General features: G+C 47.4%; 28 protein-coding genes. 1 reads left to right on the top strand and 27 read right to left on the bottom strand.

The features are described 5' to 3' along the window. Window positions 1-11 precede the first annotated feature (11 nt). The 11 genes from panD to NLX78_RS21500 form a co-directional block, all read right to left on the bottom strand. Window positions 12-395 carry an aspartate 1-decarboxylase gene (gene panD, locus NLX78_RS21550; RefSeq protein ID WP_013371641.1) on the bottom strand — a complete coding sequence of 128 codons (384 nt, stop codon included), beginning with the start codon at window positions 393-395 and terminating at the stop codon, window positions 12-14. Next, window positions 388-1,326 (bottom strand): pantoate--beta-alanine ligase, encoded by a 939-nt coding sequence (gene panC, locus NLX78_RS21545; protein ID WP_254351462.1) that lies wholly within the window; start codon window positions 1,324-1,326, stop codon window positions 388-390. Before panC ends, panD begins: the two co-directional genes overlap by 8 nt. Next, on the bottom strand, window positions 1,323-2,222 hold the full coding sequence (gene panB, locus NLX78_RS21540; RefSeq protein WP_023989139.1) for a 3-methyl-2-oxobutanoate hydroxymethyltransferase: 900 nt from the start codon (window positions 2,220-2,222) through the stop codon (window positions 1,323-1,325). Before panB ends, panC begins: the two co-directional genes overlap by 4 nt. Window positions 2,223-2,567: 345 nt before the next feature. Beyond that, a complete protein-coding gene (locus NLX78_RS21535; protein WP_254351461.1) occupies window positions 2,568-3,542 on the bottom strand; it encodes a biotin--[acetyl-CoA-carboxylase] ligase in 975 nt (324 codons plus the stop codon). Further along, window positions 3,535-4,857: a CCA tRNA nucleotidyltransferase gene (locus NLX78_RS21530; RefSeq protein WP_254351460.1), complete on the bottom strand. Its 1,323-nt coding sequence runs from the start codon at window positions 4,855-4,857 to the stop codon at window positions 3,535-3,537. Before NLX78_RS21530 ends, NLX78_RS21535 begins: the two co-directional genes overlap by 8 nt. Window positions 4,858-4,912: 55 nt before the next feature. Then, on the bottom strand, window positions 4,913-6,076 hold the full coding sequence (gene bshA, locus NLX78_RS21525) for an N-acetyl-alpha-D-glucosaminyl L-malate synthase BshA (protein WP_061829193.1): 1,164 nt from the start codon (window positions 6,074-6,076) through the stop codon (window positions 4,913-4,915). Between the two features lie 85 nt (window positions 6,077-6,161). Then, window positions 6,162-6,854 (bottom strand): bacillithiol biosynthesis deacetylase BshB1, encoded by a 693-nt coding sequence (gene bshB1 / locus NLX78_RS21520; RefSeq protein ID WP_254351459.1) that lies wholly within the window; start codon window positions 6,852-6,854, stop codon window positions 6,162-6,164. Further along, window positions 6,851-7,288, bottom strand: coding sequence for a methylglyoxal synthase (gene mgsA / locus NLX78_RS21515; protein WP_013310694.1), 438 nt, complete (start codon window positions 7,286-7,288; stop codon window positions 6,851-6,853). The genes bshB1 and mgsA overlap by 4 nt, the downstream gene beginning before the upstream one ends. Window positions 7,289-7,344: 56 nt before the next feature. After that, window positions 7,345-8,148 (bottom strand): 4-hydroxy-tetrahydrodipicolinate reductase, encoded by an 804-nt coding sequence (gene dapB, locus NLX78_RS21510; protein WP_061829195.1) that lies wholly within the window; start codon window positions 8,146-8,148, stop codon window positions 7,345-7,347. A 31-nt stretch (window positions 8,149-8,179) separates the two neighbouring features. After that, entirely contained in the window at window positions 8,180-8,698 is a 519-nt protein-coding gene (locus NLX78_RS21505; RefSeq protein ID WP_013310696.1) for a tetratricopeptide repeat protein, read from the bottom strand. A gap of 50 nt (window positions 8,699-8,748) precedes the next feature. Next, entirely contained in the window at window positions 8,749-9,078 is a 330-nt protein-coding gene (locus NLX78_RS21500; RefSeq protein WP_013310697.1) for a nucleotide pyrophosphohydrolase, read from the bottom strand. A 214-nt stretch (window positions 9,079-9,292) separates the two neighbouring features. Here NLX78_RS21500 and NLX78_RS21495 point away from each other — a divergent pair, with 214 nt between their 5' ends. Then, a complete protein-coding gene (locus NLX78_RS21495; protein ID WP_061829196.1) occupies window positions 9,293-10,162 on the top strand; it encodes a YitT family protein in 870 nt (289 codons plus the stop codon). A 77-nt stretch (window positions 10,163-10,239) separates the two neighbouring features. Here NLX78_RS21495 and NLX78_RS21490 read toward each other — a convergent pair whose 3' ends face one another. The 16 genes from NLX78_RS21490 to trpD form a co-directional block, all read right to left on the bottom strand. Continuing rightward, on the bottom strand, window positions 10,240-11,085 hold the full coding sequence (locus NLX78_RS21490; protein ID WP_061829197.1) for a sporulation protein YpjB: 846 nt from the start codon (window positions 11,083-11,085) through the stop codon (window positions 10,240-10,242). Window positions 11,086-11,103: 18 nt separating this feature from the next. Then, window positions 11,104-11,364, bottom strand: coding sequence for a hypothetical protein (locus NLX78_RS21485; RefSeq protein WP_155729680.1), 261 nt, complete (start codon window positions 11,362-11,364; stop codon window positions 11,104-11,106). 288 nt (window positions 11,365-11,652) lie between these two features. Beyond that, the gene (locus NLX78_RS21480) at window positions 11,653-12,297 is read right to left on the bottom strand and encodes a DUF1405 domain-containing protein (protein ID WP_254351458.1); all 645 of its coding nucleotides are present in this window, start codon (window positions 12,295-12,297) and stop codon (window positions 11,653-11,655) included. Between the two features lie 173 nt (window positions 12,298-12,470). Continuing rightward, the gene (locus tag NLX78_RS21475; RefSeq protein ID WP_013371655.1) at window positions 12,471-12,650 is read right to left on the bottom strand and encodes an IDEAL domain-containing protein; all 180 of its coding nucleotides are present in this window, start codon (window positions 12,648-12,650) and stop codon (window positions 12,471-12,473) included. Between the two features lie 22 nt (window positions 12,651-12,672). After that, complete coding sequence (locus NLX78_RS21470) at window positions 12,673-13,179, bottom strand: gamma carbonic anhydrase family protein (RefSeq protein WP_023989153.1); 507 nt, start codon at window positions 13,177-13,179, stop codon at window positions 12,673-12,675. A 52-nt stretch (window positions 13,180-13,231) separates the two neighbouring features. Further along, complete coding sequence (locus NLX78_RS21465) at window positions 13,232-14,341, bottom strand: hypothetical protein (RefSeq protein WP_061829200.1); 1,110 nt, start codon at window positions 14,339-14,341, stop codon at window positions 13,232-13,234. A 166-nt stretch (window positions 14,342-14,507) separates the two neighbouring features. Further along, window positions 14,508-15,110 carry a histidine phosphatase family protein gene (locus NLX78_RS21460; protein WP_061829201.1) on the bottom strand — a complete coding sequence of 201 codons (603 nt, stop codon included), beginning with the start codon at window positions 15,108-15,110 and terminating at the stop codon, window positions 14,508-14,510. 70 nt (window positions 15,111-15,180) lie between these two features. Then, complete coding sequence (locus NLX78_RS21455; protein ID WP_061829202.1) at window positions 15,181-15,807, bottom strand: hypothetical protein; 627 nt, start codon at window positions 15,805-15,807, stop codon at window positions 15,181-15,183. Further along, complete coding sequence (locus NLX78_RS21450; RefSeq protein WP_172828252.1) at window positions 15,804-16,400, bottom strand: RNA polymerase sigma factor; 597 nt, start codon at window positions 16,398-16,400, stop codon at window positions 15,804-15,806. Before NLX78_RS21450 ends, NLX78_RS21455 begins: the two co-directional genes overlap by 4 nt. A gap of 856 nt (window positions 16,401-17,256) precedes the next feature. Further along, entirely contained in the window at window positions 17,257-18,345 is a 1,089-nt protein-coding gene (locus tag NLX78_RS21445) for a prephenate dehydrogenase (RefSeq protein WP_069289822.1), read from the bottom strand. Window positions 18,346-18,371: 26 nt separating this feature from the next. Further along, window positions 18,372-19,475, bottom strand: coding sequence for a histidinol-phosphate transaminase (hisC, locus tag NLX78_RS21440; RefSeq protein ID WP_069289823.1), 1,104 nt, complete (start codon window positions 19,473-19,475; stop codon window positions 18,372-18,374). A 54-nt stretch (window positions 19,476-19,529) separates the two neighbouring features. Continuing rightward, on the bottom strand, window positions 19,530-20,336 hold the full coding sequence (gene trpA, locus NLX78_RS21435) for a tryptophan synthase subunit alpha (RefSeq protein WP_254351457.1): 807 nt from the start codon (window positions 20,334-20,336) through the stop codon (window positions 19,530-19,532). Beyond that, complete coding sequence (gene trpB / locus NLX78_RS21430) at window positions 20,333-21,529, bottom strand: tryptophan synthase subunit beta (protein ID WP_069289825.1); 1,197 nt, start codon at window positions 21,527-21,529, stop codon at window positions 20,333-20,335. The genes trpA and trpB overlap by 4 nt, the downstream gene beginning before the upstream one ends. Next, on the bottom strand, window positions 21,526-22,197 hold the full coding sequence (locus tag NLX78_RS21425) for a phosphoribosylanthranilate isomerase (RefSeq protein WP_254351456.1): 672 nt from the start codon (window positions 22,195-22,197) through the stop codon (window positions 21,526-21,528). The genes trpB and NLX78_RS21425 overlap by 4 nt, the downstream gene beginning before the upstream one ends. Then, a complete protein-coding gene (gene trpC, locus NLX78_RS21420) occupies window positions 22,194-22,988 on the bottom strand; it encodes an indole-3-glycerol phosphate synthase TrpC (protein WP_069289827.1) in 795 nt (264 codons plus the stop codon). The genes NLX78_RS21425 and trpC overlap by 4 nt, the downstream gene beginning before the upstream one ends. Continuing rightward, a complete protein-coding gene (trpD, locus tag NLX78_RS21415; RefSeq protein ID WP_254351455.1) occupies window positions 22,978-24,024 on the bottom strand; it encodes an anthranilate phosphoribosyltransferase in 1,047 nt (348 codons plus the stop codon). The genes trpC and trpD overlap by 11 nt, the downstream gene beginning before the upstream one ends. Between the last annotated feature and the right edge of the window lie 19 nt (window positions 24,025-24,043).

The following is a 24,043-nucleotide window of genomic DNA, read 5'->3' as shown; positions in this document are numbered from 1 at the left end:
ACTCCCATTCATTACATGATCGTCGCGTGTACTTCTTTGTTCATCGTTTGGGCTGGTTTATTATGTTCATCAACAAATACCACTGTTGGTTTGTATGTTTTGGCCTCTTCATTCGACATGGAAGCATAGGAAATAATAATGACTGTATCACCAGGCTGCACCAAACGGGCTGCCGCACCATTGAGACAGATTACGCCGCTCCCACGCGGTCCGGGGATAACATAGGTTTCCAGTCGAGCTCCATTGTTATTGTTTACAATTTGAACCTTTTCATTCTCCAACAAATCCGATGTCTCCATGAGATCTTCATCTATAGTGATACTCCCCACGTAGTTCAGGTTAGCTTCCGTAACCGTAGCGCGGTGAATTTTGGATTTCATCATGGTTCTAAACATGGGAAAGCACCTCCGCATTCTGTATTCTTATATTGTCAATCAGTCTGGTATTGCCAAATTTCACAGCCAGCGCTACGATGACGTCTTCCTGAACATCACATAGCCGCTGCTCGGGAAGAAGGGGCTCCAGACCGGGAAAAGTTAATATTTCAATGTAATCAATGTCTGCTAAAGGAGAGGAAGTAATGGTGGACTCCACCATTTGATGTAGCTGACGAATCGTAATTGTGTTTGTTACTATATCTTCGCTCACTTCTTGCACCTTACGCAGTGACTGAGACAGCACCAACGCCTGCTCGCGCTGTTCTGCACTTAAATACACATTACGGGAGCTGAGGGCCAAACCATCCGCCTCTCTGACGATGGGACAAGGTACGATAATCACGTTCATATTGAGATCAGTCACCATCTGCTGGAGCACAGCAACCTGCTGCGCATCCTTCATTCCAAAGAAAGCCAAATCAGGACCTATCATGTTAAAAAGCTTGGCTACCACCGTAGTCACACCATCAAAATGGCCAGGACGGGAAGCACCGCACAAACGATCTGTCAAAGCGGATACACGAATTTTGGTTTGGGTTGGTTGTGGATACATTTCTGCTACAGTTGGTAAAAAAACAATATCCACGCCTTCGCGCCGCGCTACCTCCAAATCACGAGCTTCATCGCGAGGATAGCTGTCTAGATCTTCATTTGGTCCAAATTGAATCGGATTTACGAAAATGCTAAGCACCACCGTATCCGCCATTTCACGCGCCTTGTGCATCAAGCTCGCATGCCCTTCATGCAGGTATCCCATTGTTGGTACAAAGCCGACTTTATGTTGCTGTAAAGAGGTAGAACCGTGTACCTTTTTTGTTCCGCTTGTCCCAAGCTGCCGACGTTCAGCAATAATCTTGCGCAGCTGAGCCACTTCTCTAACGATGATCATGAGCGTGATTCCACCTTTTCCTTAGCTTGTTCCTGTGTCTGTCCTTTTGCTTTACCATACAGGGATTCCACAACGCGGTCATCCGCGCTGAACACATGCTCCGCGGCCGGAAATGCCCGCCCTTTTACATCACTCACATACTGCTCAATGCTGCTGCGAATCAAGCCGCCTACATCGGCATAGGTTTTAACAAAGCGTTTGCTGAAATAAGGCGATGCGTACTGAATCAGATCGTGATAAACGAGTACCTGACCGTCACATCCACGTCCAGCACCAATTCCAATGGTTGGAATGGAAAGCTCTTTAGAAATCGCTGTTGCCACTTCCTCAGTTACCAGTTCCAATACAACGCCAAAAGCACCCGCCTGCTCCAGCGCCTTGGCGTCCGCCATTAACCGGCGTGCGTCCGCTTCGTCCTTGCCTTGAATGCGATAGCCACCAATTTGATTAACCGATTGCGGAGTAAGCCCGATATGTCCCAATACAGGCACACCTGCCTGAACAGTTGCTTTTACAACATCAGCAATTTCAGCTCCGCCCTCCAATTTAACAGCATGCACATGTCCTTCCTGCATCAGACGGCGGATGCCCTGAAGACTTTCTGATACGCTGCTGTGATATGTCATAAAAGGCATGTCCGCTACGATAAATGTATGTTCCGCGCCTCTTGCGACTGCCCGGGAATGGTACACGATATCATCCAAGGTTACAGGGATGGTTGAATCGTAACCAAGAACTACGTTACCCAGCGAGTCACCTACGAGAATCATGTCAATTCCCGCCTCCTCGGCTATTTTAGCCGATGGATAATCATAGGCGGTCAGCATACTGAGCGGAATGCCCTCTTGCTTCATTTTTTTCATTTTCACAATATTCAGTGCTTGTTTTCCTGCCATTGTAAATGGCTCCCTTCCATCTTTTTTTGGCACAAAAAATAACCTTTTATGAACGCCTGTACATCTGCGTCATCAAAAGGTCCGAACAGCCAAAAAAGACACTCATTTTGAGATCGTCCCTTCTGTCTCGGTCCTGTTCGGCTCAGAGCAGAATCCAACGTAACCTTCAAATGAAGTTATGATGGTCTTACAAACTTGCTAAAGTAGAGCATGTGCCCCTGGAGTGCAGCTCGGACCGTCCGATGCCGCCTCCTGCACAGTATAACAAAAAACATCAGCTTTTTCACGTGAAGTTTTGCACAGGGAATAGAGCGATTTCGGTCGTTTTCATAGCTAGGGTTGCTTCTACAATTGTATATCCCCTGAAATGACCTGAATTCGCTCTCCCTGATCCGTTTCTACTACGAGTGCCCCGGAAGGGTCCAAGCCAACAGCTGTGCCTTCTACAGTTACCCCTTGTCCGGTATGTGCCCGTATGCTACGGTTCATAGTCACGGACAAAGCCTCCCACAGCATGGCTATAGGCTGAAACCCCTGCTCGGCATACAACTTACTTAGCTGTTCCATCTCTTCCAGCACTGAGGCGACCAGCACAGTACGGTCAATTTCACGCCCTGCTTCTATTTTCAAGGACGTTCCCACCTGCGATAACTCTTCCGGGTAATCTTCTTTATTTAAATTCACATCAATGCCAATCCCTGCAATACAGTATCGAACCCGTTGATCCTCTGTTGCAGATTCCAGCAGAATACCGGATACTTTGCGACCATGAATCAGCACGTCGTTTGGCCATTTGATACCAGCCTCCACACCCGTCAGCCGACGAATGGCCCTGCACACTGCTACACCTGTAAGTAGCGTTAGCTGGGGGGTAAAAGCCAAGGGCTGGGTAGGACGCAACACAATGCTCATCCAGACTCCTTTGCCACGAGGGGAATACCACTTCCGTCCCAAACGTCCCCGACCTGCCGTTTGTTCCTCCGCAAGCACTACTGTCCCCTCTGGCGCGCCCTCTTCTGCCAAACCCATGGCATCTTGCTGAGTGGAAACCGTCGAATCCAGTACAACGATACGCTGGCCAAACGATTGAGTATTTAACATATCGGCCAATTTGGAGACTTGCAGCCGATCCGGTCGGGATATCAATTGATAACCCCGACGCGAGGAGGCATCAATGTTGTAGCCCAACTCACGCAGTTTGTTGATCTGCTTCCATACTGCTGTTCGGCTAACCGAGAGGCGTCGGCTGATTTCCTCCCCTGATACGTAATCGGATGTACCTTCCTCCAGTATGCCTAACAATCTTTCATGATTATTCACTACTCATCACCCGTTTCGCTTCCTGAAGCAATGTTTCTGTTTCATTCGGAATATCTCCGTAGGCAACAGCTTGTAAAAGCTGTTCCATCATCTGACCCAGCCAAGGGCCGCCTGGTCGATTCATCGCCTGAACCAGTTCATTTCCTGTAATATTTAAATCTTTGATACGAACGACTACAGCCTGCTTTGTCCACGAGCTTGCCAGTTCGGCTGTTTTCGCCACATGCTTTTCTACCCACGGCGGTAATCCGCGGAATGAAGCAGGCAGTGTCTTGTAAAGATCAAGCCAGTCTGAAGCTGTATCTTTTCCCAGTCTAATTAGCAGTCGAATCCAGCTACGACGCAGTGCCTCATCGTTGACAATGTCAGACTCCTCCGGAACGGAATCGCCAGCTATGACACCAGCACTGTAGATTAATTCGGTCTCCCATTCCAGCAGATGAACCAGCCGAAGTCGTACCGCGTTGGAAAAGGTCCAAGCTCTTAGTAGCTCGTCCGCTGCCTCTGAGGTAAGTCTACAAGACATTAAGAGCAGGCCCCACCGCAGTTCTTCTTGCAGTTGAACGATCCCCTTGAGCGCCCATGCTTCACATTGTTCCCAAGGAACCGGAACCTTCGTACAACCGAGCAATCCGCTACGGCTCAGCATCTCCAACCCACGTAAGGGATCAGGGCCCGCTAGCATCTTTTCCAGCTCGACCCGCACACGTTCCATGGCTATGTAACGAAGTCCCTCTTTGCGCCGAATCATGCCTTTCCAGGTGTTGTAAGCAACACGGAACCGAAACACAGAGGCAAAACGGATGCAACGCAGCATTCGTAACCCGTCCTCTTCAAAACGTTCCTCGGCTCGGCCTACACAACGAACGAGAGCGGCTCGTAAATCGGCTTCTCCTCCAAATGGGTCGACACGCTCTCCGTGTTCTGCCATCGCAATCGCATTCATAGTAAAATCCCGTCGCATCAGATCCTCACGGATATCCTTTACGAAGGCAACTTCCGTTGGACGGCGGTGATCGGCATAACCACTTTCCGTACGAAAAGTGGTTACCTCGAACGCATGGCCACCCTGCATGACCGTAACCGTCCCATGCTGAATTCCTGTCGGAATGACGTGAGGGAATAGCGCTATGACCTGTTCAGGCTCAGCCGAAGTAGTCAAATCCATATCATGAATGGCTCTTCCTAATAGCTCATCCCGCACACAGCCACCGACCCAGTAGGCTTCGTGGCCTGCTGCTGTTAGTGTATGTATGACCTCTCTGCCATGAAATGCCATCTCTTGGTCAGCATATTGCCAAGTATTTGTATTCATAGGGTTTCCCCCTTTGCAAGTATTCAATATAAAAAACGGACGCGAGTCCGCCCCCTTAAACGCTGATCGGTTTAAGATCCGGCACCTCGCGTCCCAACACACGGTAATATATCTCTTCATATTGACGGGTAATCAGCTCATCACAAAAAACGGTACGGGCGCGGGTCAGACACGCTTCACGGAAACGTTCCGCCATCGCTTCATCGGACAACAGCTCTACTGCATAATCAGCCATTGCCTCAGTATTACCGATTTCAGCAAGATACCCCGTACTTCCATGCACAACGAGTTCAGGTACTCCCCCTGCCTGAGAACCGATTGTCGGCACTCCACAAGCCATTGCTTCCAGTGCAACCAGACCAAAACTTTCTTTTTCCGAGGGAAGCAGCAGCACATCCGCCATAGAAATCACTTCTGCGATCTGATCCTGCTTACCTAAAAAGAAGACCTTATCTTGCAGGCCTAAATTCTCGATTTTGCAACGGATTTTTGGAAGATCCGGTCCTTCTCCCACCAACAGCAGCTTCGCAGGTACTTTACGTTGCACTTTTTCAAATATATCCAGCACATCTCCCACCCTTTTGACAGGACGGAAATTGGAAATATGCATCATTATTTTTTCATGCGGTTGGGCAAAATCTCTTCTAAGCGCCGCGGCATCTCGTGGATAATATACCCGTTTATCTACAAAATTGTAGGTTAAATCAATAGGTCGTGTAATTTCCAACGCATCTATCGTCTCCCGAATCAAATCCTTGGAAACCGCTGTCACAGCGTCACTTTTGTTAATAGCCAGCCGAATCAGGTCCTTCAACGACTCATCCTGTGCCAACACTGTAATGTCCGTACCGTGCAAGGTGGTTACCACCTTCAGATGATCACCCACCATTTCCTTCGCCAAGTAAGCGCATACTGCATGAGGTACTGCATAATGAACATGGAGTACGTCCAAATTCTTCATTTGTGCGACTTGGGCCATTTTGGTCGCGAGTGACAAATCATAGGGTGGATATCTAAACACGTAATAATCGTTAACTTCAACCTCATGATAAAAAATATTTTTCTGAAACGCCCCGCCTAATCTGAACGGAATGCTATTGGCAATGAAATGGACCTCATGCCCTTTTTCTGCCAGCAACTTACCCAACTCAGTAGCCACTACGCCGGAGCCACCCAACGACGGATAACAGGTAATGCCAATTTTCAATTTGTCATTCAAGCTAAGCTGCCTCCTTCCGCTCATCAGTGATAACTTTCCTGCCGATTTATTTTAACATTCTGCAAAATGCTCAAGTATAGAATTCTTATGTGAATAGCTTAACCAGATATGGCGTTTTGGACGCAAAGCCTTCTGCATACGAAATCAGTTTGCGTTGACCCAACAACGAGTCGCGAGCTTTTACGCGTTCCACATATCCCTGATTTAAGGGTGTGGATACTGTATCCTTTCCAGGTGATGTCTGAAATTGCGAAGCATAACTCAACAAAGACCGTTCTTTGGCTTCATAATGCTCGGTGATATCCACAATTAAATCCGTTCTGCCAATATCATTAATAAAATAAAAATATAGTTGCTCTACCTGTACCGCAGGATTTTCTGGCATAAAACGTCGCAACTTGGCGTTAAATACCGCTTCCTCCACTAACTTACTGCACATGACATGGTCTGGATGCCGATCCTCCCAATAAGGAGCAAATACGACTTTTGGTGCATGGCGCCGTATTTCTGCTGTAACTGCAGCTACATGTTCTGGAGTTACATATAATCCACGATCCGGCAGACCTAAATTCGTCCGCACGGCAAGTCCGAGTACTTTTGCAGCGTGTTCTGCCTCTGCCATACGAGTATCCACATCACCATTGGATGACATTTCAGCCCGCGTCAAATCGCAAACGCCCACCTTTAAACCAGCGGCTGTATGCTTGGCAATCGTGCCTCCCATTCCTATTTCTGCATCGTCGGCATGGGCTCCGAAAATCAAGATGTCCAGTGTCATTTTATATCACCTTGCTGGTCAATCCCCGGTTTATATTTATGTACCAGCTCACGCCAAGCAAAATCACCACGGTCTAGCGCCTTAACCAGTATTTCAGCAGTTGCAACGTTGGTTGCCAGAGGAATCCCTTGTACATCACACAGACGTAACAGAGCGCTAATATCCGGCTCATGCGGCTGGGCCATAAGCGGATCACGCAAGAATATAATCAAGTCCATGTCATTTTGTGCAACCATAGCCCCGATTTGCTGATCTCCTCCAAGCGGCCCGGACATGAAACGGTGAATTTGAAGCTTGGTTTGCTCCATAATGCGCAGACCTGTTGTACCTGTTGAAAATAACTGGTGATCTGTAAAAACATGCTCATAGGCCGTTATGAAATTTACCATTTCATCCTTTTTTCGGTCATGCGCTATAAATGCAATCTTTAACATTCAAAGTTCCTCCTGCCTCATTCTATAATTTCGTTCGTCAAATCATTCGCGTATTCTTAATCGATGTAATGCTCAAATCCATATACAAGTCCTGGCTGCTCCATAACCTTCTGAATACCGATTTTAACACCCGGCATATAGCCCGCTCGTTCATAAGAATCCTGACGAATTTTCAGAGATTGTCCAAACCCTCCGAAGATTACTTCTTGCTGTGCGAACACACCGGGAAGACGGACACTGTGAACACGGAACCCTTGATAGTACCCCCCCCGTGATCCTTCTAACGTTTCTTCCTCTTCCGGGTTACCCTGTCGTAGCTCTTCACGCTGTTCGGCGATCAGCTCTGCGGTCTTAATGGCTGTGCCCGATGGCGCGTCCAATTTTTGGTCACCATGATATTCGATGATTTCCAGATGTGGGAAGTATTTCGCTGCCTGAGCCGCAAACCGCATCATCAAAATGACTCCAATCGAAAAGTTCGGGGCGATCAGACCACCAATTTGCTGCTCACGACACTGCTTGTCCAGTTCATTAATCTGTTCGGGGGTAAACCCTGTCGTTCCGATAACCGGACGTACTCCATACTTGATAGCAATCGCTGTATGTGCGTACGCAAAACGCGGCCCCGTAAAATCGACCATGACATCCGCTCGACTATCCAGTAAAGCCTGCTCCACGTCCTCCACAATAGCGATACCCGCTTCCGGTAATCCGACGAGAAGGCCGGCATCACTGCCGGCATGTGTTCTGTTCACTGCGGCCACAAGCTGTAGTTCCTCATCCTGAAGAACCAATTTGACAACTTCACGGCCCATACGCCCTGCTGCTCCTACAACAGCCACTTTTATTGGTTCTGACATATCCCTACAACTCCTTATGCATCCATTTGTGTTAGATCTGTTCATTCATCTGCTGGCATAACTTCTTCATGAGGTTGGCAAGCTGCACATTGTGAGGAAACAGTGCAGCCGCCTCGCGAGCAGCCTGCACAGCTAGCTTATACTCATTCAATTCATCATAAATCAATGCGAGCAGCAAAAAAGCATCCCCACATAACGGATCGAGGGCTATTGCTCGTTCCAGTAGCAAAATCGCATCCTGACGCACCTGTGGCGTAGCTCTGTCGACATCCAGCATTTTTCTGGCCTTCTCCGTATGCTGCCTGGCTTCCTGCGCATGCAGATGGAGAACATATTCATCCTGCTGTGGAGCGAGACGAACCGCATGCTCTGCATATGCGAGAGCCTGCTCCAAACGACCACTACGAGCATAGGTAACCGAGCACCGGAAATAATGCTCCGCATGATCAGGCTGAGCTGAAATTGCTTTTTCAAACCATTCCACGGCCTGCTCAAAATCGTTCTGCAAAATGCACTGATAAGCTTTCTGAACGTATTCCTCCGCCTTCATGACACTGCACCTCCGGGTAACCGGTTTGGTACAGCATATGTACAAAACGCCTAATCGGTGTCCTTTTTGGTCCAGCGATTCGCGTCACGCGTGTTAAATTTTTGCATGACCTTATCATGAGCCTCGGTCAAATTTATACCTAGCGAGTTCGCAAAGCAAACTGTGATGAACAAAATGTCTCCCAGCTCCAGCTCAATCGAATTGTCCGCCTCATCCATTTTTTTCGGTTTCTCGCCAAAGGAGTGATTGACTTCCCTCGCGAGTTCCCCGACTTCCTCAGACATCCGAGCCAACATCGCCAAAGGGCTAAAATACCCTTCCTTAAATTGAGATATATACTGGTCTACCTCACGTTGAATTTCATCTAATGATTTTTCCATGAAACACGCAATCCCCCCATGTGCAGGTTTATTCATATGTTATCGTAAAGCACATTTTAAAACAAATTTTTTTTAATTGTGTACTTATGATCCCAACTTACAGTCATCAGTCTTTTAAAGATACCGTAAAAAGGTATACTACATATAAGGAACTGCGATTTAGCAAAATCAGCATGAAGTCGTTCTTCCTTAAACTGCTACTGCGAGGGATCATATGAAGATATCCAAGTCCATGGAACAGCTTAAACTGATTTTACCCATTGTGCTCGGGACCGCCATCTATGCATTCGGTCTGCTTTATTTTATAATACCCAGTAAACTGATGGAAGGTGGTATTACAGGGATTACCCTGCTGCTCAATTATGCTTTTTCGATTTCACCCTCTCTCTCCACATTGTTGCTGAACATTCCTTTATTTTTAATTGGGTGGAAAATGCTTGGGGGCAAGCAAATTCTATATACAGGGGTGGGTATCGGGTCGCTCACTTTTTTTCTGTGGTTGTATGAAAAAATGATTCATTTCGGATGGATGGGAACATTTCAAACTGAACACGATTTTATACTTTCTTCATTATATGCGGGGGTTACGCTTGGGGCCGGATTAGGTATTGTGTTCCGCTTTGGCGGCACCACGGGCGGCTCGGATATAATCGCTCGTATTCTAAACAGGAAGTTTGGCTGGAGTATGGGAAGGATTCTGCTGGTCATTGATATCGTCATTATCGGTGCTTCACTACTTTACATACCAAAAGAAAAAATTCTATATACATTAGTCGCCGTGTTCATCGCGTCCAAAATTATTGATTTTATACAAGAAGGGGCCTATTCTGCCAGAGCCTTTATGATTATCAGCGACCAGACGATGGACATTGCGGATATTATTATTAGGGACATGGATCGTGGAGTTACTATTATTCCGGCTGTAGGTGCATTTTCCAAGCAGGCCAAGCATGTTGCCTATTGTGTCGTGCCTCGTCAGGAAATACGACGTTTGCACCAAATTGTTAAATCGGTTGATCCACGGGCGTTTATTATCATACAGGATGTGCATGATGTACATGGGGAGGGGTTCAAAGAGGAATAGCCCGGAAATCCGGGCGATGGGCTAACCTATATGGATGGCTCAGCAGCCAACGACGCGAATATTCGAATTTTGCATCGTTATCCAGAGAAACCAGCTCGATATTTACGATAACCTGCATAGACCAACGCCAGCAGGACAATCATGCCGATTGCCAATTCTGCCCGGCGCTCACTTTCACGCGGGATAAATGGCGCCAGGGCAGTGGCGTCTTTTTCACGTCCAAACAGGGCATTAAACGTCGGATTTCCCTGATCCAACGCCCCTCTAATCGCTGAGGCATCTGCATTTTGCTGATCTCCCAATCCTTTGACGTAGGAAATCCATGAATCAGCCCGGACAACTTCACTTGTTCTGCCATGAATCAATGCTGCTGTACGGATCGTCTCATAGTGGTCCTCCAGCACTGCGGCTCCAGCTTTGAAACCCTTCATGTTGCCTTTAGCAAACTGGCTGTTCAAGCCACTAACATCTTCTTTTAAAATCTTATAATACTGCTGCCATAAGGGCTGACGCGGATGTGCAAGCGCATCTGTCGCAAGTCGTAAATTGGCCGCAGCCTTCACCCATTCATCCGGTGATGCTTGGACGGACTGTGTAGCTTGCTGCACCTCAAGGATGCTGCCGGACAAAGCATGAATGGCCTCTACAGATAACGCTGCCTGCACCTGTCCAGTGCCAAACCATCGACTCACTTCGGCTACATCCGCGCGCGCTTTTTCAATGTTCCCGTCCATCACATCTCGGTACAGTATCGCAGCTGCATGATCCAGTTCCTCAATCTCTTTTGTATTTCCTACGGGTTTTGACTGATCACGCGCTTCTGCCACACCTGGAGGGACGCAGACGGACAGCAGCAGGACCATAGATAAAACAACACTCGAAACAATACGTATCATAATTTGCAACGCCTGACCCCTAATCATGGGACATCCCTCCTCACCTTACTGTATGGCAAGGTTACCGAGACTAGAACTTGCTTTAGGACAAATGGTATCCCCCTCAAAATCTGCAACCACAATCGTGTCATATTGAGGTATATACATAAATTTATCTTTAAAAAACGAGATGGCATAGAATAAAACCAGCCATTCACTACTTTCCGCAGCAAAAAGTGAATACGGATTTAATCTAGCACTTTTATTTTTCAGTAACTTTAAATCCGACTGCTCTTCCAGATTCAATTTCTCAACTTTAATGTCCAAGTGGTTTATGATTACTTTCCGGTTCAATTGATATTCTTGTGCTGAAACAAACCCGAATTTAGTGTAAAAATTCTTCACACTATCATTGCGAACAAATACATAGCATCACAGTTGCCCTGCCGTACGTAAGGGATATATTTATCATTCCAAAAGCCCAATTGATACCAAGCTTCAAAATCAAAACCAAAACTTTGTTTGGCTAAATGATTAAAGTTCTTTCTTATTTTATGATCATCACGGTTCCTTTTTTAAATATATATTCTTTTTGGTTTATAACAATGTTCATCTCTATTTCTCCACTTCTACTCCCATTCGATTGCGAGCAAACATGGCAAGCCATGCCGCTATAATACTGACAAGGGTCAGTATATAGGTAAAAGCACGCACTTGTGGTACATCATCCGTTAGCGTCCTCGGAAGATACGGATATATACCAAATGTATAATCCATCGTATCATTTAACAATGTCCAGAGTGCGGCTAGGCATAAAGCAGTCCATTTGCAGGTGAAAAAACGCACGAACAGCAGTGCTTCGACCGCCATTGCCGTGTGAGATGCCACCAGCATCCAATCCTGCCATATCATATGTCCCCCCTGCGCAACTCCCCAAAAAATAATAGCTGAAGCCCAGATGCCATATTTTACACTCGTGACAACAGCCAACGCCTCGATGATCTGGCGAATGACCTTCAAACTCTTGAGACGCGGAGAATAGAGCAAAAATGCTGTAGAGATCGTAAAAAACAGACTCGCCGTCGGACTATCAGGCACAAATACAATCTGCCACATTGGGTGATAATTTAGTGTATATTCCAACTGCCCCCCATACCATATGTACCCATACACCGTTCCGACCAGATTACACCAGAACAGCAGCCACAAAAAAGGCCGGCTCGTCAAGAACGACCGGCTCCACAAATAAGATAACGACACGTCCTTCATCCTCCGTTCATACGACAGTTGCCTTGTACAGGTCCCATCCTACAAAGACTATATCATATCCAAGCGTATCAAAAAAACCTGACCGCCGCTACAGTCAGGTTTGATGATTATAATCTTGAACTAAAGATTCGTCTGAAATCCAACTTAGGATTCCTAAGATTGTTCTAACTCATTGCTTTCAGCTCATCCGTAAGATGACGAAAAGCTACTTCATCTCCGGAGGCTAGCGCCTCATCAATATCCTTGTAGAGTTTTTCACTCCGGTGTTTACGTAATGCCTCGTCCAAAACCATTTCAGCAGACAGGCCCAACATTACTTCATAAGTAACCTTCATTTTATCCATAGGATGCACCTCCAACATGAGTTTAAGAGATCCTATATTCTTTTCCTTTCGCCACATAGCTGAGTGCCGTTCGTGACATCCGCTGCAAATCTGCATCTGTCAATTCGCGCACCACTTTGGCAGGTGTACCGAGAGAAAGAGTATAGGGTGGTATTTTGGTATTTTCCGTAACGACCGACCCTGCTCCTATTAAAGCATATTCACCAAGCTCCGCTCCGTTGAGTACAATGGCCCCCATACCGATTAAAGTGCCTTTGCCTACCGTACAACCGTGGATTATTGCAGCATGACCTACCGAAATATCATCCGCCAGCAACAGGGGCTGATCCGTGTTCACATGTCCCACGACACCGTCCTGAATATTGCAGCGTTCACCGATGATGATAGGCGCCATATCTCCGCGCAGTACGGCATTAAACCATACAGAGGAATCTTGACCGATCGTTACTTTTCCGACGATTTTTGCTCCTTCTGCCATATAGACAGATGAATGGAGCTGTGGCATGTTTCCGTTATAGTGAATCAGCAACAACTTCACCCTCTCATTTTGGGTGAAATTCTATCAATATGTGTGCTGCTTGTCAATGGAGCCGTATACCCGAGTCGTTCCGCCCAATGCGGCACTCTCCCGCCAATTTCAGCCCCCAGGCCGTCATCTGTACAGATGGTCCCGTCGAATGTTCACCCTGACGAAGCATACCCAAGTGAAGCATCATTCGTATAATCCTCTGATCAAAGACCGAACGGGGCGTATCATAGTAAAACGGTCGAATCAGTGGGCCGATATGTACAAAAAGCGACTCTGAGGACGTCCAGGGCCTGGCACATTCTCCAATCCAGTAGACTAGAGACAGCAAATTAGGAACGGCTCCTTTATACAATCTTAACCAAAACCTGAATAGCTGTATCATTTCTTCCTCAATTGTATGCTCCTGATGCGCTTCTCCCTTTGCCGTCAGCACAACTTGGTCCCCTTTCTCCTCAATGTACTTGGAGTGACGGGCATAATCATAAAGTAGTGCCATTCGGTCTGGATAAAACTTAAAAGAGGAGCCATACCCGAAACGCCATCCTCCTTTACCCAAAAGCGGCTCCGCAATGTGCAAATGTTCCATCAGCTGCTGCTGATTGCGACGATACCAAGCTCCCTCGGGATTTAGCGGAACCTCATGCTGCCCCATGTATTGAAGGAAAAGCCGTAAATCCTCTGCCAGCAGATGCCCTTCATCCCGGTACGACGACGGTTCGCTTACCCGGGTCATTCCGTTTTGGAAGTCATGTACCATAACACGTCGAAAGCGCTCCTTCATATCCAACGGAATTTGGAACAAATACCTCGTATTGTGCGTCGAACCGTTGAACAACCAGCCACTAGAACGCAGACGGGTCACAATATCCCTTGGCCGCTCACCAGGATTCTCGTCCTCCTCAACAGACTGTTTGGCTATTGCAATCAATTCCTCCATGCTGAAATACGGTCGGTCATCGAACAGCAACGCGTTCAAAAACCTTACCTCTGACAACCTCAGCTCCTTGACCTGCGTCTCAAAAAAACTACTACTGCCGAGCTTCGTCAAAATCCCCTGGATCAACTCATGTTTGGAATTAGGTTTACAGTCACAATCGTAATACACCGCGATTCTGTTCAAATGCACAATATCCGCAAATGTCAGCATATCCGCCAGATTCATTGTTCCATCGCCTCGTCACTGGACTGTCATCCGGAATTGATTCTTACCTGTTGTACCCACAGCTTTGACGGATTGTTCAGACTCTAAACCTCTTTTTTTGCAAAGCTATAATTAAAAAATAAAAAAGACCACGACTCCTACAATGAGTAGAAGCCTTGGTCTTTCACTAACTTTTTGAGTTACAGTCACTTTTCTCTCGCAAATGCTTCGTGCAATTATACAAAAGTGGTGCCCAATCCATATCCTCACGCTGGAGAACACTAAGTGACAAATTGCCGATTCGTTCCGTGAATTTTTCCTGATACAGAGCCTTATACAAATTAGCCAAAAAACCGCCGTGGGAAACGACCAGCAGATTCTTGTCCCGATTTTCCGTCCAAATGGCTTCCATAAAAGCTAGCCCGCGAAGCTGAAGATCCGCATCGCTTTCCTGCCCTAGATCCAGCAGATGCCAGTCGACTCCCCACTTCTCTTCACGCTCGGCCTGGGTCATGCCCTCGACCTGACCATAAGCACGTTCTCTTAGCCGATCATCAGGCTCTAACAACGGGAGATGCAGAGCAGAAGCAATAATCTCCCCAGTCTCTTTCGCTCTGGAGAGACTACTTGTAATAAGCCCGTCCCAATGATAAGGTTCTTCCTTTAATCGTTCTGCCAGCAAGCGTGCCTGCCGACGCCCTTCCTCATTCAAGGGAATATCACTGTGACCCTGGATTTTCCCTACCGCATTCCAATCCGTCAATCCATGTCTGATCAAGCCAATAAGCATCGTGTCGTTTCCTCCGCTGTTTTGTTATTCAGGCATTGTTATGAATTCATATTGGAGCCCAGCTGTCCTGCTAATTTCTGACCCTTCTCGCCCGATGGATCCAGCCCAGAGAAAATAAAGCAAGCGCAAGTGCCAATACAGACAACAACATCCAGTATTGCGGATAAGTAGGAACAATGCTAGCAACCAGCGGGTCCATAATGCCACTATTCACATCTTTAATGTGGTATTGATATTGTGGAGATGTACTTGTAGTTTTCAACAGGCCTGTCGGTAAAATACCTGTGTCCATGACAGGAGCTGCTTGAGGGGGATTTTCCTGAGAGGAGCTTCCGTTCCAGTTCAAAAACAAGAAGCTACATAAAAATACGGCCAAGAAGCCGGCGATCCATACAGACATATACTTACGGGCTGCTGGGTTCACACGCGCACGTCGATGCTCGCCCGGAACAAGCCACGGTGATTCTTCATAAATTCGATCCATGACTCTGCGATTCATTGCCTCTAGCTTTTCATCTGTTATTTCAAAGGAAATATCACGAATATCGGACCGATTTTCTTTTGACAAATTCCACTCTTTTTCTTCCGAACCATGCTCCCACCCAGCAGACGAGCTTTTGGCCCGTCTGCGCTCCGAGTCTTGTTTCGATACATTTTTGCCTGTAGCGAACAAATCCTCAGTGTCCCTGGATTTCATTGGCTGCTCATCCCTTCGTTTTCCTCATAGAGAGGCTCAAAAAAATAAGGCTCCAACTGCGTCTTCACACTGGATCTTGCCCGGAAAAGCAATGACTTCACTGCACTGACCGTCTGTCCTAAAATAGTCGCAATCTCCTGATAATCCAATTGCTCATATTCACGCAAAATCAGCGCAGATCGCTGCTTCTCAGGCAATCTATTGATCGCTTCACGCACCATCTCTACCTTCTCACCGCGAAGGACGGCCTGCTCCGGAATTACATCCGATGGAGCTACCGGTACATAACCGCTCTCCTCCAATGGAACCTGACCGCTACGGTGCTTGCGAAGCTCACTTAGCACCGTATTGCGTGCAATCGTATATAACCAAGTGGAAAACGATGCGTCTACCTCGCGAAAAGAGTGCAGGCTCCGATACGCTTTATAAAACGTTTCTGAGCACAAGTCCTCAGCAATCATTTCCAGGTTCGAACTTTTCAGCATATGATAAACAAAAGCTAAAATTTTACGTTGGTGCCGCCTCATTAATTCTGAATAAACCTCAACATTACCTTGTTTGATTTCCTGAATCATCTGGGAATCTGTCATCATCCGAGTGAGACCCTCCTCGCCCATACATGTGCTGTTTTCCCGTTCGATTCTGTCTATATATACCGAACAGGTCAAAAAAAGTTGCGCCCTCTGCGCAAATGGATGAAACAGCATCATGGAACATTTGTTATTTTCTTACCCTATGTAGTGCCAACATTAACGGTGCTATCCCCAACAATATTCAACATCCAAAATGGACTTACCCATTGTACCACAAAATGTCCGTCAGTAAAAAAGTCCAAAATCCCCACGATTTCTATCAATGCCTCCCTAACGCTGGTACCTGATTCATTTATACAGCTTTTCAGGGGATTTTAAATTTTTTCAAGATTAAATGACAAACCCATTGAAAGTATTCTATTCAAATGCACCAATAAGGATAAATACGCAAAAAGAAAACGCTTCAAAAAAATTATTGACAAAATGAAAACGTATACATATAATAAAAGTACAGTATGGTTTCTCTCCACTCCTATCCTACTCAGCTACTTCACTAAAAGTAGCTACCACCCGGGGCTTTACCCGGGTGGTCTTTTTTTGTTTTCTTTAATAATAATTAGTGAGAAGGATTGTCTCATTTGTTCTTCAAATAACAAAAAAGCGGGCGAAAGTTTCTTCACCCGCTTTAAAACTTTTCCTATTATTTCACTCCCAGAAAGCATAGTACTTTTAAGGCGATCCGTAGCGCAGCGATCCATTTGAATCTAGAGAAGCGTAGCGTTCGCCTTTGCAGGGGGATTCTTACCTTTAGATAATTTAAAAAGTCCAGAGAATCCCCCTGCAACAGCGATCGTAAGATCAAATGGATCGCGGAGCGGTGTACCTCCTTAACGAACACTCATACTTTCTCCACCCTTCACACCACCACTTTATACCCCATCGAATCCAGCAGAGTCTTGGCACGCTCCCAATCCTGCTCTTGACGGAAGGAAAGCCGCATGATGCCTGGGACATCCTCCCGGCTTTCAATGATTTGCATATTGCTCAGATTAATGCTGTGATTCCCCAGTTCCATAGCAATTCGCCCGATAATCCCTGGGGTATCCGGTACATCAATATACAGATCGAACGTGGAGACGATGACTCCTTTACGACGCTCTGGCAGTTCACTGCGGAAGTGCCCAGCTGTCAAAAACTCGTCAGCGATTCCCTCACCGTCTTGTATTCTCAGTAAATGGGTAAAACGCTCAATCTGTCCGTTCCATTCTTCCAACAGGCCTAGTAAAACTTCACGATTGCTCAGTAAGATGTCCCGCCACACAACCGGATCACTAGAGGCTATCCGTGTAATATCACGGAACCCGCCCGCAGCCAATGTACGGTACAACGGATTTTCATCATTGTGCTTTCGCACCTGATTCACCAGTGCCGCTGCAATAATGTGCGGAAGATGGCTAATCGCACCGACAATATCATCATGCATATCAGGTTGGACACGCACAACATGAGCACTAGTATATTTTAATAAACGTTCCAGTGAACTGTACGCTTCCTCAGGCACACCCTCTGCCGGGGAAAGCACATAATATGCGTTTTCAAATAACAATGCGGAAGCAGCCTTTACACCGGAACGCTCCGAACCGGCCATCGGATGACCACCGATAAAGTAAGCGTTGCGCAAAGAAATTTCTGATGCTTTTTTGGCAATTGCCGATTTCGTGCTGCCTACATCAGTAATAATACAACCCGTTTTAAGCGGTAGCTTGCTTAACAGTTCGAGATAATGTTCCAATAAGCCCACAGGTACGCATAAAAAAATAAAATCGGCATCCTCTGCCGCTTCTTCAACCGAAAGAGTCGCGGTGTCCACGACACCACGGCTTAACATCGGTTCCATCAGTTCAGGGAGATGGGCATGGCCGACAACAGTAATATCCGGCTTCCCTTTAAAACAAAGTGCGAGGGACCCACCAATCAGTCCCACGCCGAAAATGGCAATCTTCATCAATTATCAAATCCCATCTGCGGAAATTATAGGCGTACTTTCGCCGCTTCCGCCCCCAGGACCTGTTCCAGCACACGAATAAACAACTCATTTTGCGGCTGTGATCCAACCGACACCCTAATATATGTCGGATATTTATGATGACCTGCGCGAATAATCACACCTTTACGAAGCAACTCCTGAAATACCTCACCGGATGGACGACGTACATCCAGCATAATAAAATTACCATGTGCCGGGAAAGACTCCAGCCCCAGACGCTTGAGCTCATTTTGCAAATAAGCTCTGCCCTCTGCATTACGATCCCGGCATTCTTGAACAAATTCCTGATCTTCCAAGGCAGCAATGGCCGCAGCCTGCGCTACCCGTGATGTATTAAACGGCTCACGAACCTGATTTATCAAGCGAATGATTGACTCGGCTCCCATACCATAACCAATGCGCAGCGAAGCAAGCCCATAGATTTTGGAGAAGGTGCGTAGTACAACCAGGTTTTCATACGCTGGCAACAAACGAATGCCGTCGGGATACGAACGATCCGTCACAAACTCGGCGTAGGCTTCATCCAGAACAACCATGATGTGCTTTGGTACTTGGTCCAAAAACGCAATCAGCTCTGCTTCAGGTACAATCGTGCCCGTCGGGTTATTTGGATTACAGATCCAAATAATTTTTGTACGGTCATTGATGTGAGACAGCATAGCATCCAAATCATGTACACCGTCACGCAAAGGCACCTCAACTGCAACCGCTCCCTCAATTTCCACATTACTTTTGTATACGGAAAATGTCTGATCGGCCATAATGCTTTCTTCCCCGGGAAGGAGGAAAGCACGCGTAATCAACGCAATAATTTCGTCAGATCCGCAGCCATAGATAAACTGTTCCTCTTTTAAACCCGTCCGTTTAGCTAGTGCCTGTGTCAAAGCTACGGCACTTCCGTCAGGATATACACTAATGTTGGCAAACTCCTGCTGAATGGCCTGCAACACTTTGGGAGAGCTACCATACGGATTCTCGTTCGAGGCGAGCTTGATGACTTCATCGAGTCCCAGCTCACGTTTTACGTCTTCAATCGGTTTACCGGGCTGATATACTGGCAAATGTACAATATGCGGTTTAGGTTGCATGCCCCTACCTCCTCTATCCAATCAGAACATATTTATTACTTTCTATTTTGACAGTTACTGCTTTAATTGTGCCACAAAATTATGAATTTGCAAAAGACCTTCTTGTCTGCGCGCAGAATCATTCAGCAATGGAATGGCCTCCTCCACCTGACGTACAATTGCACTGCCGACCACAACTCCATCGCAAATGTTTGAAAACCGGACTACCTGCTCTTGAGTAGAGATCCCGAAGCCAACCGCTACCGGAATATCCGTATGCCGTTTGACCTGCGCGATAAAGCCCTCTATACCTTCAAAAAAGGAAGCTCTTTCCCCAGTTACACCCAGCGAAGATACACAGTATACAAATCCACGGACCTGACGGACAATTCGTTCGATCCGCTGTTCAGAAGTTGGAGCCACCAGAGGAATCAGATGCACACCCACCTCTGCGGCCCGTCCTCCCAGTTCCTCCGCTTCCTCAAGCGGAAGGTCCGGAATAATCAGACCGCTGATACCGTGCTCCTGCAAGCCTGCAAAGAAAGCATCCATACCCATCTGTAATACAGGGTTATAATACGTGAACAGAATAAAAGGCAGACTTGAACCTGCCGCTCTGGCCAGAGAAGCTGTCTTCATGCACGTGCGAATGGAAATTTGCCGTTTCAATGCACGCTCAGACGCGCGCTGAATTACAGGACCGTCCGCCAGCGGGTCGGAATAGGGTACACCCAGTTCCAATATGTCAGCTCCGGCCGACTCTAACAGCCGAATGATCTCTATTGTAGTATCCACATCCGGGTCGCCTACCGTCAGAAAAGGAATTAATGCCGTTTTGCCTTCATTTTTAAGGCGACCAAACGCCTGATCAATTAAATTCATGACGGATTTCCTCCCAAATACTTGATAATGGAGTCCACATCTTTATCCCCGCGTCCAGACAAACAAATAACGATAATATCATCTGCCGTCAACGTAGGTGCCAGCTTGACGACCTGCGCAACTGCATGTGCCGACTCTAATGCAGGAAGTATTCCTTCGGTACGGCAGAGGAGCTGAAGTGCATCCAGCGCTTCCTGATCCGTGATCGGAACATATTTGGCCCGCTCAATATCTTTCAGGTATGAATGCTCCGGTCCAACACCTGGATAATCTAATCCAGCCGAGATGGAATGCGCAGGTTGCACTTGTCCATACTCATCCTGAAGCAGATAACTCATAGAGCCTTGGAAGACCCCTTGTGTTCCCTTGGTCATCGTAGCTGCATGGAATTCCGTTTCGACACCTTTTCCAGCGGCCTCCACGCCAATCAATGCGACACCCTGATCCTCAATAAAAGGATAAAACATGCCGATGGCATTGCTTCCGCCACCGATCGCTGCCACGATGACATCCGGAAGTCTGCCTTCCTTCTCTAGGATCTGGCGACGTGTTTCATCACCAATCACACGTTGGAAGTCCCGCACCATCATCGGATACGGGTGCGGGCCGACAGCTGAACCCAAAATATAGAACGTATCATGGACATGGCTGACCCAGTAACGCAAAGCTTCATTCCCGGCATCCTTAAGTGTACGTGTACCTGATGTCACCGGAATGACCTCTGCACCCAAAAGCTGCATCCGAAAGACGTTCAGCTGCTGGCGCACAGTATCCTCTTCGCCCATAAACACCTTGCATTCCAATCCGAGCAACGCAGCCACAGTCGCTGTCGCGACACCATGCTGTCCTGCGCCTGTTTCAGCAATGACCTTCTGTTTCCCCATACGCTTCGCCAGCAGTCCCTGAGCTAATGCATTATTGATTTTGTGGGCACCGGTATGATTTAAATCTTCGCGCTTCAAGTAAATTTTAGCTCCGCCCAAATGCTGACTCAGACGCTCCGCATAATAAAGCGGCGTTTCCCGACCAGAATAGTCCTTAAGGAGCCCGTTCAACTCTGCTTTAAACTCGGGATCATCCGCGTACTTACGGTAGGACTCCTCCAATTCAATCAGTGCGTTCATCAACGTTTCCGGTACAAAACGTCCTCCAAATGTTCCAAAACGTCCGTTGTTATCAGGTAATTGTGTCATGCCTGCTTCACCCTTTCCACAAATGCTGTGATTTTTGCAATGTCCTTGACTCCGTTCGTCTCTACACCGCTGGATACATCCAGCCCATCGGGATGATACTCATGAACCAGCTTTTCCGCATTATCGGCAGTCAACCCGCCGGCTACAAACAAAGGAATTCCATGTTGATGGGTCCAAGCCTGATAGGCAGGAATTCGATCCCAAGCAAACGTTTTTCCAGAGCCGCCGCCATACAGGGGATCGTATGTATCCAGCAATAAAGCGTCAATTGTCCCGACATAGGCATCCAATTCGTCCGCCGAGCGTTCTGTCTGTCCCTGATTGTCCACAGACCATGCCTTGAATACCTGTATACCAAAATGCTCCCTAATCTCCCGACAGCGCTGCGGACTCTCTTGTCCATGCAGCTGTATGACATCCAAGGGTGCCTTCTCCATCACATCATTTAACAGTGCATCACCAGGGTTCACAAATACACCCACGCTGCGCGGTCTGCTGCCTGAGGTCCATTCATCTAATACGCGAAGCAGCTTTCCAGCCTGCACGCCGTCAATCCGGCGCTTGCTGTCAGCAAACACAAAACCTATATAATCGACCGGTAAGTTTACCATAGATTTTAGCACTTCAACGCTTTGAAGTCCACAAATTTTTACGCCCGTTTTGTTCATGCTTTAACCCCGTCCATCAATTCGGCTACAGCCTGTCCTACATCTTCCTTGCGCATCAGATGCTCCCCCACCAAGATACCGTGTGCACCTACCGAATGCAGATAATTAACATCTTCCGGTCCCGCAATTCCGCTCTCACTGATGAACGTAACCCCTTTAGGAATTAGTGAGATCAGCTCCTCTGTCGTCTGGAGACGAGTCTCGAATGTCCGCAGATTTCGGTTATTTACGCCAATTAAGGTTGCTGTCCCCAGCTCCAGCACTGCTTTAAGCTCCTCACTGTCATGCACCTCTACCAACGCGTCCAGCCCGAGGTCCTTGGCAATCTGTAAAAAAGACCCTAATACACGGGGTTCCAGGATAGCGGCAATCAATAGCACCGCATCCGCTCCCAGCAGACGAGCTTCATATATTTGCCGTTCATCAATGATAAAATCCTTTCGCAGCAGCGGAATCTTCACCTGATCGCGAATTTGCTGTAAATATTCAGGGCTCCCCTGAAAATACGTCACATCTGTCAGTACAGAAATGCAATCCGCTCCTGCTCCCTCATATGCACGTGCAATGTCCACCGGATGGAAATCCGGTCGAATCAACCCTTTGGATGGGGAAGCCTTCTTCACCTCAGCAATCAGTCCGAGCGGACGATTGCGTCTGCTCGCGATCGCATTTTCGAATCCTCTCGTCGCAGGTAAATCAGCAATTAATCGTTCAGCCTTACTTATTTGAAAATGCTCCTTAAGCTGCTCCACTTCTTGTCGCTTCGTCACCACAATTTTGTCAAGATACATATTGATATTCCCCCGTTGCCTGTATTAATTGATCCAGCTTAGAAATTGCCAGTCCTGAGTCAATGGCTTCTGCCGCTCGTGCTACTCCGGCCGTCAAGGTAGCCGTTGCACCTGATACATAAATGCACGCTCCTGCATTCGCTAACACAACATCCCGATAAGCCCCATGCTCTCCGTTTAAAATTCGTCGTATGATATCTGCGTTAACCTGTGCGTCGCCGCCCAGCACTTGATCAAGAGAATGCGTCTGCAAGCCCAGATCCGACGGATGAAGCTCGAACGTGTGAACCTTGCCGTCCTTCAGTTCGGATACTCGTGTCGCAGCTGAAATACTAATTTCATCTAGCCCATCCAGACTACTGACAACCATGGCCCGTTTGGAGCCGAGCTGGTTCAATACCTCGGCAATGACTTCCGTTTTGTTGGCGTCATAAATGCCCAACAGCTGCCGATCCGCACCAGCCGGATTCGTCAAAGGACCTAGCATATTGAATACCGTCCGCACACCCAGCTCGCGGCGCGGCGCGGCGGCATGCTTCATAGACGGATGATACAGCTGTGCGAATAAAAAGCAGATGCCGATTCGGTCCAGACATGACCTAGCCTGATCACTCGTCAAATGAATGTTGACTCCCAATGCCTCTAGGACATCAGCGCTCCCGGCACGGCCACTTGCAGAACGATTGCCATGCTTTGCTACCCGTACAGACACCGAAGCTGCGATGATCGCGGATATCGTGGAAATATTAAACTTGTGAATCCCCGAACCTCCGGTTCCACATGTGTCCAGCAGACGACCGTTGCCTTCTTCAGCTTGCACTGGACTAGCGTAGCTACGCATAGCCTCGGCAAAACCAGTGATTTCATCTACCGTTTCCCCTTTGAGGCGAAGAGCCGTCAGCAGCCCGCCAATTTGCGCCTGTGTAGCACTTCCACTCATAATCTGTTCCATTACGCTACGGGCCTCCGTACGCGAAAGGTGCTGTCCCTCAATGATCCGGCTTAACCCCACTTGCATCATGTCATGTCGTTCCATTGTCGTCTCCTCCTCAAAA

Origin of the sequence: Paenibacillus sp. Lou8.1 (assembly GCF_024213565.1) — a bacterium.
In the GTDB taxonomy this organism is placed as follows: Bacteria; Bacillota; Bacilli; order Paenibacillales; family Paenibacillaceae; genus Paenibacillus; species Paenibacillus polymyxa_B.
This window is presented reverse-complemented; position numbering and strand designations above follow the sequence as displayed.